The following is a 9758-nucleotide window of genomic DNA, read 5'->3' as shown; positions in this document are numbered from 1 at the left end:
ACCGTGTTTCATCGTCTGAGTCCGTGGATCCTGGGTGCGGCCCTGCTGGGCATGGCCGGCTGTTCCGATGAAGGGGAGACCGTCGACGCCTGTGTCGACAACAAGGTCCAGAAGGTCTCCGAGAAGGAGCTGTCCAAGCGGTTGAAGGACGGCGCGTACCGCGGCACGTGCGACCTGATGGAGAACCGCGTGTCGTTTGGCGACGGTTACGTGCAGTCCATCATCCACAAGAACGCGGACGGCTCCGTGAAGGCCATTGGCGTCACCGTGGATCAGGCCGCCATGGACACGCTGCCCATGCTGCCCCACCTGCCGACGAACGACGGGCAGACGTGCTGGGACATGAACAACGACGGCGTGACGGACCCGGAGAAGGAGTGCAACGGCGGCCACGAGCGCGTGCTCTGGTTCCCCAAGATGAAGGACGTCCCCTTCCAGTGGATCATGTTCAACTGGCAGGGCCGGGGCCACGGCCCCATCGGCGCGTTCGACAAGGGGCACTTCGACCTGCACTTCTTCATGCAGGACTTCGTGACGCGTAACTTCATCCGCACCGGCCCGTGCGGCGTCTACACGGACTGCAACGACTACGCGAAGGCCATCAAGGATCCGCCGGCGCCCTTCTACCCGACGGGCTTCGAGAACCAGAAGGGCGTGTCCGCGCGCATGGGCAACCACCTGGCGGACATCGCCGAGTCGCCCTTCAACGGCGAGCCCTTCACGCAGGCGTTCGTCTACGGCGCCTACGACGGCCACATCACGTACTTCGAGACCGTCGTCGAGGGCGGCTTCGCCAAGAGCAAGCCCGCCGAGGACTGCCGCCCCATCAAGGCGCCTCCGGCGATGGAGGCCTCCGGCCTCTACCCGACGCGCTACTGCTTCCGGTACCGCGAGGACAAGAAGGACTACCTGATGACGCTCGAGGACTTCGAGTACCGCAACGCGCCCAACTAGTCGGTCCCCCCATGCGAGCGGCCGTGCCCCGGAGCGCATCCGGGAGCGGCCGCTCGTTGTTTCCTCTCCGCGCTGGAGCCTCACCGTGAAGAAGACATCCATCCTCCTGTCCTGGAGGCTGCCGCTGCTCCTGTCGTTGTGGGCGGCTCCGGCCGGGGCGCACTGGGGCATGCCCGACGAGGCGAGCAGCATCAGCGTGCGCCGCGGGCACGAGGACGACTGGATCATGGGTGACGCTTCCGGCGCGCTCATCTCCCGCGACCAGGGGACGACCTGGCGGTGGATCTGCCCGGAGGGCATGGGCATCGCCATCTGGCGTCCGGAGCGCTACTTCTGGCTGTCTGGCGGGGCCATCATGGCCGCCACGGGGAGCGCGCTGATCCGCTCCGACGACAGCGGCTGCTCGTGGGCGCCGCATACCTATTTCAAAGACACGTGGGTCACCGGGTTGGCGGTGCACCCGACGGACGAGCGGTTCCTGTACGTCAGCACGGGGCGGCCGTCCCTGAACAACGGGCTGTACCGCTCCGAGGACGGCGGGGAGTCCTGGGTGCAGGCGCTGGCGCCGACGCCGGGCTCTCGCTACTCGTCCATCCGCATCGCCGCGTCGGATCCGCTTCGCCTCTACGCGTCGGGCCAGGACGCGGAAGGCCAGTTCCTGGCGCGCAGCGATGACGGCGGGCGTGTCTGGACGCGGCTGCCCCAGCCGCTCACCGCGTTGAAGCTCCCGTATGACCTGGTGCTGCTGCGCGTGAGCGACGCGTCACCGGACGTGCTGTGGGCGAAGATCTCCGCCCAGGGGCGCGACTGGCTGCTCAAGAGCACGGACGGTGGCGTCACGCTGACGTCGGTGATGGACACCTACGAGCGCATCTCCAGCGTGGAGGCGTCCCCGGACGGGCGCACGGTCTGGGTCTCCACGACGACCCGCCTCTTCCGGGGGCAGGATGACGGGGCCTTCACGGAGCTCGCGGAGCCGAACGGGAACGCCTGCGCGCTGAAGCGGAACGGGACGCTCTATGGCTGTGGTTCGGGCTGGACGGGCGGCTGGGCGTTGGCGAAGAGCGCGGACGAAGGCACGACCTGGGAGCCGATGTTCAAGCTCGGCGACGTGCAGGGCGCGCACCTGTGTCCCGCCGCGACGCCCGTGCAGCAGCGCTGCCCGGCCCTGTGGCCGCAGCTGGCGCAGCTCTACGGCGCGGCTCCGGACGGGGGCGTGGGACCCACGCAGGACGCCGGCCCTTCCGAGCAGCCCGTGGCGCCAGCGTCCCCGGATGGCTGCGCCGCGTCGCCGGGCCTGGTGCCGGGCGCGCTCCTGGTGCTCGCGACGGTGTGGGGGCGCCGTTCCCGAAGGGACGCGCTGGCGCGGAGCCGCCGGTCATGACGGCCTCACTGCCTTGGACGAGGCGCGCTGTCGGGGCGCGGTCCTGGCTGCTGCTTGCCCTGTCGGTGGGCGTGCTCGGGGCCTGTGGTGAGACGGACATGGGGCCGCTCCAGGTGCCGGAGCTGGAGTACGGCGTCGAAGCGCCGTGGCCGGTGTCCGCGCCGCTGCCGCCCGTGGGGCCCGCCGGGCGGCTGATCATCACCAACAACCTGGAGGACACCCTCAGCCTGTTGGACCTGGACGGGATGGAGTCTCCCTCCTGGGGTGAGCTGGCGCGCGTCCCGGTGGGGCTCAACCCGGTGGAGCTGGAGGGGCCGCACCTCTCGGTCGTCTCGCCGGAGGGTGACTTCTATTACGTGGGCATCTCCAACTATGTGCCCGGCTCCGGCTCCGGACCGCACGGGACGCATGGTTCGGGGAAGGCGGATGGCTACTGCCTCAAGCTGGACGCGGCCACCCACGCCGTCGTGGGGTCCGTGCGCGTGGATCCCAACCCGGGCGACGTCATCCTCAGCGCGGACGGGCGGACGCTCTTCCAGACGCACTTCGACCTGCTGAAGATCGCGGAGGTGGCGCGGCGGGGAGGCACGGAGGCGGAGATGGATTCACGGATGGCCATCCTGGACGCGCGGACGATGACGCGCACGGCGATGGTGCCCGTCTGTCCCGCGCCCCACGCGGTCCGGCTGTCACTGGATGGGCGCCGTGCCTACGTCGCCTGCTGGTCCGACGAGGTGGCCATCGTGGACCTGGAGCAGGCGGACCGCCCGGTGCGTCGCGTGAAGGTGGCGGCCAACACCGGCACGGCCTTGCGGCCCCTTCATCAGCCCTATGCGCTCACGGTGTCGCCCACGACGGGGGCGGTGTGGGTCAGTTCGCTCGCGAGCCGCGCGGTGCAGTACCTGGATCCGGTGACGCTCACGATGGATCCCCAGCGCACGGTGTGGCTGCAGGGCGCGCCGATGTTCGGTGCCTTCACGTCCGACGGACGCACGCTCTACATGCCGTACCAGTCGGTGGACTCCATCGCCATCATCGATGCAGCCGATCCGGAGGCGGTGCCCGGGGAGATTCCGCTGGCGCCCAGCGGCTGCCTCAACGTGCACCAGCTGATGCTGACGCCGGATGAGCGCCATGCGCTCGTGGTCTGCGAGGGCGACCACGTGGGGCCGGGCACGCTCCACGTCGTGTCGCTGGAGGAGCGGCGGGTGGTGAAGACGGTCCAGGTGGGGCTCTTCCCGGACTCGGTGGCGCTGCTGCGGAGCCGGCCATGAGGTGGCTCTGGGTGCTGGGCGCGCTGCTGGCGGGCTGTGGCGGCGCGACGCCCGCGGCGGAGTTCGGTGAGACGCTGTTCCAGGATGCCCGGCTGTCGGACAGTCAGTTCAACAGCTTCTCCTGCGCCACCTGCCACGCCACGAGCGCCACGCCTGATCCGGACCGGATGCTCGCGGGCTACCCGCTGAAGAACGTGGCGTTCCGCGAGACGTGGTGGGGCGGCTACGAGACGGACCTGCTGAGCGCGGTGAACTTCTGCTACCTGGGCTTCATGCGCGGCGTGTCCCCGCTCACGCGGGAGGATCCCAAGGCGCGAGCCCTGTACGAATACCTGGTGCGGATCAGCCCGGACGCGGACGCACCCGCGCTGCCCTTCACGGTGGTGAAGGACATCCAGGACGTGCCAGCCGGTGATGCCGGAAGGGGAGGCGCCGTGTACCGGGCCGCCTGCCAGACGTGCCATGGGGCCACGCACACAGGGGAGGGGCGGCTGACGACGTTCGCGTCGGTGTTGCCGGAGGTGACGGACGACTACGACGCGCTCTTCCCCGGCATTCCCCGACGGCTGGTGGTCATCGAGAAGCTGCGTCATGGCAGCTTCTTCGGCGTCGGCGGCACCATGCCGCTCTACAGCCGGGAGGCCCTGTCGGACGAGGACCTGGCGGCGGTGCTCACCTTCCTGGGGTTGTGAGCGCCTCAGGCCCAGAGTGACTGCTCCAGTGAGTCGAGCAGCGCCGAGGCGACGTCGGGCGAGGGCAGTCCGGCGTCGGCGGTGAGCTCGGGGTCGAGCGGCACGGCCACCTCCGCGCGCAGCACCGCGATGGCCTGCCGCCGGGCCGCGTGGAGGACGGCCTGTGCCTCGGTGGGCAGGTTGGGCGTGGCCCACGCGTCGATGTCCCAGGACAGGCCCGCGTGTCGGGTCTCGTCGTCGGCGATGCGTGCCATGGCCTTGCGGATCCCGGGGTCGCACGCGTGCAGCGCCTGATGGTGGGCCACCAGCGCGCCGTAGGTCTCACGCACGCAGCCCTCCACGGTGTTGTCGAGCAGCACTTCGCTCAAGGACCGCAGCGGCAGGGCGGTGACTGTGGGAGGCACCGGCGTGGCGCCGAAGCGGTGGGCCAGCCGCAGGGTGACTTCGGTGTGGCGGACCTCGTCCTGCGCGCTGGCGAGCGCTGCGTCCTGCAACTCATTGCTCGCACCATGCAGGGCCAGTTCATCGCGCAGGCGCAGGAATGCATGGATGGCGGCGGCCTCCAGCCGGGCTGCGTTCGCGAAGTAACCGCCCCGGGCGTCCTCGCAGTCCCCAGCCCGGCCGCGCTGGAGTCCCACGGGCCTGCGGCCGACGACGCAGTCGGGCTTGCCCTCCTTGAAAGGGAACGTGCCTTCCTCCGTCACGACACCGGTCTGCGTGACCTTCAGGTCGTGCCGGGTCTCGTACACGTTCGTTTCACAGTCGTAGTCCTGGATGCTGACGACGCTGAAGGTCCCGTCCGGAAGGGCCCGCACCTTCCCGCGCTCGTAGGCCGGATGGCTGCACAGGGCGTAGCCCGAGGCGTAGGCCAGGAGCGAGGCCTCCTCCGGGGTGTCGATGCTGCCAAGCAGAGCCCGGACGGCGTCCGCGGTCGTGTACGTCGCCACCTCATCGCCGCGGGTCGTGGCGAGGAATCCCTCGGCGCATTCCATGCTGTAGCCACAAATCCTCGGGAAGCCGCGCGTGACGTCCAGCGCATCGAGCTGGTTCAGGCACGCCTGGGGATTGGAGGCGGTCGCGCAGGGCTCGCCCTCGGACGCCTTGAGCTCGATAGGAGGTAGCGAGGGCGGAACCCAGCGTCTGACGGTGCGCAACTGGAGCACGTCCGGAGCCGGGGCCACGGTCAGGCCCGTGAGGGCAGGGAAGCCGTCCACACAGGCGACGTCCGAGTGCTGGCTCAGGTCGGCGGGCTCTGGCTTCGTGGGCCCTGGCTTCGCGGGCTCTGCCTTCGGCGGCGGCTCCACGACGGGCTCTCCCTGACATCCCGTGAGCAACAGGGGCGTGGCCAGGGAGACCCGCAGGGCACGGGAGAAGAGAAGCCGCAGCCGATCCACGTTCATGGTCCCCTCAAGGTCGATGCGCGGGCACCGGGCCCGCTCCCCTTGGACACGCGACCCCGGTGGTTTGGGACATGGCCCGGCTCAGGCCCAGAGTTCCTGCTCCAGCGAGTCCAACAGCGCCAGTGCAACCGCCGGTGAGGGCAGTCCGGCCTCCGCGGCCAGGCGAGCTTCCAGCGGCACGGCCATCTCCGCGCGCAGCACGGCCAGCGCCTGGCGCCGGGCCTCCCGAAGGGCGGAGCGGTCCTCTTCGGACAACCCGGGCGCGGCCCACGCGTCGATGTCCCAGGACAGGCCCGCGTGGCGGGTCTCGTCCTCGGCGATGACCTCCATGGCCTCGCGGATCTCCGAGTCCTGCGCATGCAACGCCTGATGGTGTGCCAAGAGCGCGCTGTAGGTCTCCCGCACGCACCCCTCCACGGCGTTGTCGAGCAGCACCTCGCTCAAGGACCTCAACGGCACGTCGGCCACGGAGGGTAGGGGAGGCACGGCCCCGAAGCGACGCGCGAGCCGAGTGGTGACCTCCGCGTGCCGGACCTCGTCCTCCGCGCTGGCGAGCGCCGCGTCCTGCAACGACTGACCCGCACCGTGCAGGGCCAGTTCCTCGCGCAGCCGGAGGAAGGCGTGGATGGACGCAGACTCCAGGCGCGCGGCACTGGCGAACCAGGCGCCCCGGGCGTCCTCGTGGCCTTCAGCCCGTGCCTCCTGGAGGCCCACGGGCCTTCTGCCGGGATAGCAGCCCGTGTCGCTTTGCTTGACCCTGAAGGCTTTGTACTCGACCACTTCTCCCGAGGATGAGATCCGCACCGGCTTCCGGGACGCCCATGACTGCTTCTCGTCACAATCAAGGCCCTGCTCCACCAGGATCGTGAAGCCCTCGTCGGGATTGACGCCGACCGATGACGGGAACTCAGTGGAGGGGCAGACCTGGTGGCCAGCCGCGAATGCCAGGAGTGCGGCCTCTTCCTCCCGGTCGATGGTGCCCAGTACCTGCCTGAGCGAGTCCCTCGTCCTGTAGGTCTTCACCTCGTCGCCCCGGGTGGTCACCACGTAATAGGCAGTACACGTGGCAAGGGAAGAGCCGAGACACTCACCTCCAAATCCTCCCATGCCTCCCTCTTGCGCCTGGAGCGCTTCCCCGCAGGCCTCCTGGTTGACGGCCGTCTCGCAAGCGTTTCCCGTAGTGAAGACGGACTGGAAGCCAGGGATTCGCTTCCGCTCGACACGGACTGCCTGCCCTCCATCGGGCCGCCGGGGCTGTGACGTGTCGGCGACGAACTCCCAGGTGAACGAATACCGCCTCAACTCGACGAAGTCCGGCACGGGCATCATCCAAGCCCTGTCGACCCCGGGGACCGCGTTGAAGAAGGGGTATCCCTCTCTCGGAGGAGCCTCCATGCACCGGATCCGGCGGTAGTTCGTCGCCAGGAGCCCAGCGGGCACGTCCGGCTTCACGTGCCGTTCGCCGTGGCATCCGGCAATCACAAGCGGCGTGGCCAACGATGCCTTCAATGCCCTGGCGAACAGCCGCCGCAATCGCTCTGCATTCAATGACAACCCCCGTGTCGGCAGCCCGGCCCCTGCGCTGTCCCCAAACCCTATCAAGCCGGTTCGGCAACGTGCCAAGGAAAAGCAGACGGGCGATGCACGCCGCGAAGCGCGCATCGCCCGTGGGACTTCACATCAACAGCGCAGGTCTTACGCCCCCGCGTACTTGCGGCGGAACTCGTGGATCTCCGCCAGCCGGAACGTGCCCGGCTCCGGAGCAATCGCCTCCGGTGCGTCGTAGGGCAGGTTCATCAGCCGCTCGTACTCCTCCACCGACACGCGCTCGCGCTTCGCCAGCACCGTGTCCAGGTCCGCGCGGGCCATGCGCTCCGCGGCCTTCTCACCCACGACACCGGTGTAGAACTCCGCGCAGGAACCGCTGCCGTAGGACAAGAGGCCAATCCGCTGGCCCGCCAGCGCCGCGCCCTCCGCGTGCAGTTGGCCCGCGAGCGCCAGGTACAGCGACGCCGTGTAGACGTTGCCCACCCTCGCGTTCAACCCCAGCGACTTCGCCACCTGCGCGTCGTAGCTGGCCTGCGACTTCGCCGCCTCGTCGCGCGCCTCGGGCGTGGCCGGCCCGTTGCCGGAATCCTCCAGGTCGCACAGCCGCACCTGCGCGTGCGCCTTGCGCGCCATCTTGCAGAAGGGCACGTGGTAGAGGATGCGCGCCAGCTGCTCGCTGGGCAGCTTCGAATCCCACCGCACCAGCCCCTGCTCCATGGCGCGCTCGCGCCAGCCCCGGTACGCGCCCGCCATGGCGTCCAGGTAGCAGGTGATGGAGTAGTGCCCGTCCACCAGCGCCTCGCGCCGTCCCACCGGCCTCCAGAAGTCGTACACGTCCGCGGTGCTCACGCCGTTGAGCCCCACGTCCACCGCCAGCAGGTCCGGCGTCTCCGACACCAGCAGCGCCACCGCGCCGCCGCCCTGCGTGGGCTCGCCCGCCGTCTTCAGGCCGTAGCGCGCGATGTCCGTGCACACCACCAGCGCGGAGCGGCCCGCCGCCGCGCCGGACGCAATCCACTCCACCGCCGCCATCAGACCCGCCGTGCCGCCGTAGCACGCGTGCTGCGAGTCGAACGTGCGCATGCCGCGCGGCAGCTTCAGCAGGCCGTGCACGTGCGACGCGATGGGCTTGGAGTGGTCCACGCCCGTCTCCGTGCCCACCACCAGCATGCCCAGCTTGGAGGTGTCCACGCCCTGCTGCTGGATGAGCCGCGCGGCCGCCGTGGCCGCCAGCGACACGGAGTCCTCACCCGGGTCGTTGACCGCCATCTCCTTCGCGCCCAGGCCCGCGGTGAACTTCGCCGGGTCCACGCCGCGCGCCCGCGCCAGGTCCTCGATGTCCACGTACCGCCGGGGGACCGCCACCGCCAGCGCTTCGATTCCAACCCGCTTCTTCATGGGGAACTCCTCAAAATCAAAAGGTCACGAATCCAGACGGCTTCACGCCGCGGGGGGCACCAGCACCAGCCGGCCCGCCACTTCCCGGTTCTCCAGCCGGAAGTGCGCGCGGCCCGCGTCCGCCAGCGCCACCTCTTCCGACACGAAGGGACGGACGAGGCCCTTGGCCGTCAGCCGCAGCGACTCGTCCAGCTCCTCGCGCGTGGTCGCGTACGCGCCCAGAATCTCCAGCTCCTTTACGATGACCAGGCCCGGGTTGAGGTTCACCACCCCGGACTCCAGGTTGCCCACCACCACCACGCGTCCACCGGGCGCCATGGCCTTGAGCGTCTGATCAAAGGTGGCGCTGCCGACGATCTCCACCGCCACGTCCACACCCTGGCCCTGCGTGCGCTTGCGCGCCTCCGACCCGAAGTCCAGGCCGCGCGAGACAATCACCTCGTCCGCACCGGCCTCCTTGAGGGCCGCGACCTTCGCCTCGCCGGACGTGATGGCGATGACGCGCGCCCCGTCCACCTTGGCCAGCTGCACGGCCGCCAGACCCACGCCGCCGCTGGCGCCCGTGATGAGCACCGTCTCACCGGCCTTCACCTTCGCCCGCGTGCGCAGCGTGTGCACGGCGGTGCCCAGCGTGCAGCACACCGTCGCGGCCACCGCCCAGGGCAGGTCGGACGGCACGCGGCCGAGGCCTCGCACCGGGGCGACCATGAACTGCGCGTAGCCGCCCTGGAGCTCCTCGCCGAAGAAGCGGTTGTCCGTCTTGCACAGGCTGTTGCGGCCGGAGAGGCACAGCGCGCACTCGCCGCAGGACATGCGCTGCAGCGTCGCCGCGCGGTCGCCCACCTTCCAGCCCACCGTGTCCGGACCCACCTCCACCACCTCGCCCGCGGCCTCGTGCCCCAGGATGGCGGGCACGTGCGTGCGTGGCAGGTTGCCGCGGCGGTTGATGACGTCGTGGTAGCAGACGCCGCACGCGTGGACCTTCAGCAGCACCTCGCCCTTGCCCGGCCGGGGAACCGGCACGGTCTCCAGACGCAGGTTCTCTGCACTCCCGAACTGGCGAAGAACGACAGCTTCCATGCGGTGCCTCTTTTCCGTGTTGCTTGAA

The 9758-nt window shown here is 69.9% G+C and carries 9 protein-coding genes; 5 read left to right on the top strand and 4 right to left on the bottom strand.

Features of this window, described 5'->3' with window-relative positions; all coding sequences use genetic code 11:
* Positions 1-3: 3 nt before the first annotated feature.
* The 4 genes from GTZ93_RS41235 (at position 4) to GTZ93_RS41220 (ending at position 4304) form a co-directional block, all read left to right on the top strand.
* A complete protein-coding gene (locus GTZ93_RS41235; protein ID WP_139916369.1) occupies positions 4-954 on the top strand; it encodes a hypothetical protein in 951 nt (316 codons plus the stop codon).
* An 85-nt stretch (positions 955-1039) separates the two neighbouring features.
* Positions 1040-2338: a WD40/YVTN/BNR-like repeat-containing protein gene (locus GTZ93_RS41230; protein ID WP_139916367.1), complete on the top strand. Its 1299-nt coding sequence runs from the start codon at positions 1040-1042 to the stop codon at positions 2336-2338.
* Positions 2335-3612, top strand: a complete 1278-nt coding sequence (locus tag GTZ93_RS41225) for a beta-propeller fold lactonase family protein (RefSeq protein WP_180946023.1) — start codon at positions 2335-2337, stop codon at positions 3610-3612. The genes GTZ93_RS41230 and GTZ93_RS41225 overlap by 4 nt, the downstream gene beginning before the upstream one ends.
* Positions 3609-4304, top strand: coding sequence for a c-type cytochrome (locus tag GTZ93_RS41220; protein ID WP_139916365.1), 696 nt, complete (start codon positions 3609-3611; stop codon positions 4302-4304). The genes GTZ93_RS41225 and GTZ93_RS41220 overlap by 4 nt, the downstream gene beginning before the upstream one ends.
* A 5-nt stretch (positions 4305-4309) precedes the next feature.
* On the opposite strand, the gene GTZ93_RS41215 is transcribed toward GTZ93_RS41220, so the two are convergent.
* Both GTZ93_RS41215 and GTZ93_RS41210 read right to left on the bottom strand, forming a co-directional pair.
* The gene (locus GTZ93_RS41215) at positions 4310-5704 is read right to left on the bottom strand and encodes a ferritin-like domain-containing protein (RefSeq protein ID WP_139916363.1); all 1395 of its coding nucleotides are present in this window, start codon (positions 5702-5704) and stop codon (positions 4310-4312) included.
* Between the two features lie 81 nt (positions 5705-5785).
* Positions 5786-6751 carry a ferritin-like domain-containing protein gene (locus GTZ93_RS41210; RefSeq protein WP_257979056.1) on the bottom strand — a complete coding sequence of 322 codons (966 nt, stop codon included), beginning with the start codon at positions 6749-6751 and terminating at the stop codon, positions 5786-5788.
* 214 nt (positions 6752-6965) lie between these two features.
* Here GTZ93_RS41210 and GTZ93_RS43145 point away from each other — a divergent pair, with 214 nt between their 5' ends.
* Positions 6966-7118 carry a hypothetical protein gene (locus GTZ93_RS43145; RefSeq protein ID WP_257979055.1) on the top strand — a complete coding sequence of 51 codons (153 nt, stop codon included), beginning with the start codon at positions 6966-6968 and terminating at the stop codon, positions 7116-7118.
* 281 nt (positions 7119-7399) lie between these two features.
* Here GTZ93_RS43145 and GTZ93_RS41205 read toward each other — a convergent pair whose 3' ends face one another.
* Together GTZ93_RS41205 and GTZ93_RS41200 are read right to left on the bottom strand one after the other, a co-directional pair.
* The gene (locus tag GTZ93_RS41205; RefSeq protein ID WP_120562774.1) at positions 7400-8650 is read right to left on the bottom strand and encodes a hydroxymethylglutaryl-CoA synthase family protein; all 1251 of its coding nucleotides are present in this window, start codon (positions 8648-8650) and stop codon (positions 7400-7402) included.
* A gap of 42 nt (positions 8651-8692) precedes the next feature.
* A complete protein-coding gene (locus GTZ93_RS41200) occupies positions 8693-9730 on the bottom strand; it encodes a zinc-binding dehydrogenase (protein WP_139916359.1) in 1038 nt (345 codons plus the stop codon).
* Positions 9731-9758 lie beyond the last annotated feature (28 nt).

The organism is Corallococcus exiguus (assembly GCF_009909105.1).
In the GTDB taxonomy this organism is placed as follows: Bacteria; Myxococcota; Myxococcia; order Myxococcales; family Myxococcaceae; genus Corallococcus; species Corallococcus exiguus.
Note: the sequence above shows the minus strand (reverse complement) of the source record. Positions and strands in the feature narration are given on the sequence as shown.

Bases quoted from the DNA above. Each gene is read 5' to 3' on its own strand.
- GTZ93_RS41225 (WP_180946023.1), top strand. From the start codon at position 2,335: ATGACGGCCTCACTGCCTTGGACGAGGCGCGCTGTCGGGGCGCGGTCC.
- GTZ93_RS41220 (WP_139916365.1), top strand. From the start codon at position 3,609: ATGAGGTGGCTCTGGGTGCTGGGCGCGCTGCTGGCGGGCTGTGGCGGC.
- GTZ93_RS41215 (WP_139916363.1), bottom strand. From the start codon at position 5,704: ATGAACGTGGATCGGCTGCGGCTTCTCTTCTCCCGTGCCCTGCGGGTC.
- GTZ93_RS41205 (WP_120562774.1), bottom strand. From the start codon at position 8,650: ATGAAGAAGCGGGTTGGAATCGAAGCGCTGGCGGTGGCGGTCCCCCGG.
- GTZ93_RS41200 (WP_139916359.1), bottom strand. From the start codon at position 9,730: ATGGAAGCTGTCGTTCTTCGCCAGTTCGGGAGTGCAGAGAACCTGCGT.